Genomic DNA, 1,351 nt, shown 5'->3' with positions numbered 1-1,351 from the left:
CTTAAGGGGATAATATCAGAATCGTGTCTTTTTTATTTTATAGAAATGACTCTACCAGTTTCACTGCTTTCAATTGCCAATTGAATAAGTCTAATAACTTCCAAGCCTTCTTCTGCTGTTACAGGTGGTTTCTCACCATTTACAATACTATCTCTTACACCTTTATAATACATGTCATAACAGCCGACTTCTGTCGGAATACGTACTAACTCTTCTTCTGTTTCTAAAGTAGCAAAATTCTCTTCAGAGTCTGCTCCATAACCATTATCCCCTGGCTTCATTCCAGTTTTTAATTGTTCTTCCTGTGAATCCATACCATACTTCACGATAGAACCCTTATCGCCATGCAGTGTAAAATGTGGTCCAGCTTGTTTCACATAACTGCTACTATGTAAAATGACACGTTTTACTCCGTAGTGAAGTACGACATGGAAATAATCATCAATTTCTGCACCTGGTCGTTGTTTTATTACATCTGCATTTATCGCATCTGGTTTCCCGAATAATGATAACGCTTGATCCATTAAATGCGATCCTAAATCATATAAAATTCCTGAACCTGGTAAATTCTTTTCTCTCCAGCGATCACGTACATGTGGACGGAAACGATCGAAATGCGCTTCATATGCGTATACATTCCCTATTCTATTTTCTTGTAATAGTTTCTTTATCGTTAAGAAATCATTATCAAAACGACGGTTGTGATACACACTTAAAACGACATTATGTTGCTTCGCTAATGAAATAAGTTCTTCTCCCTCTTCAATTGAAACAACGAATGGTTTCTCCACAACAACATGCTTACCGTGTACAATCGCTTCTTTTACATATGGAAAATGAGTTGTATTCGGTGAAGTAATGACCACTAAGTCAATATCAGCTCGGTTTACTAATTCATCAATTGTACCAACAACTTCAGCATTTGGTAATGCTTGTTTCACTACTTCTTCTTTTGATGATAAAATAGCACGGATATCGTATTCTTCTATCGTTTGTAATAACGGGATGTGAAATGTTGTACTAGAAAATCCAAATCCTACAATCCCTACACCTATTTTTTTCATGTTGCCCCTCCATTTGTCCCGCACTAACGGGCAGTAAGATCCCTACCTCAAAATTCAACGAATGCAAAGAAGTTAGGTGAGGGATCAACTGCTCGTAAAAGCCCGATTGGTTCAACTAATAATCAGTGGGGAATGAAGAAACCCCCCACTGATTAAAGTTTCACTTTATGAGAACGATTTCATTTCATTATTATAACAAGATTATTTTTATATACATAATGATTTGCTTAGAAAAAAGCATCTTGCCATTATTCATAGCAAGATGCTCCCTTTATCCCGCATTAACG

1 protein-coding gene is annotated in these 1,351 nt (G+C 36.5%); it reads right to left on the bottom strand.

Going from position 1 to position 1,351, the window contains the following annotated elements:
- Nucleotides 1–32: 32 nt before the first annotated feature.
- Complete coding sequence (locus V7038_RS05935; protein WP_002199696.1) at nucleotides 33–1,064, bottom strand: oxidoreductase; 1,032 nt, start codon at nucleotides 1,062–1,064, stop codon at nucleotides 33–35.
- Nucleotides 1,065–1,351: the final 287 nt, after the last annotated feature.

Source organism: Bacillus sp. JJ783, from assembly GCF_036963225.1.
Taxonomy (GTDB): Bacteria; Bacillota; Bacilli; order Bacillales; family Bacillaceae_G; genus Bacillus_A; species Bacillus_A cereus_U.
Note: the sequence above shows the minus strand (reverse complement) of the source record. Positions and strands in the feature narration are given on the sequence as shown.

Excerpts from the sequence above, each read along its gene's own strand:
- V7038_RS05935 (WP_002199696.1), bottom strand. The coding sequence starts at position 1,064 with ATGAAAAAAATAGGTGTAGGGATTGTAGGATTTGGATTTTCTAGTACA.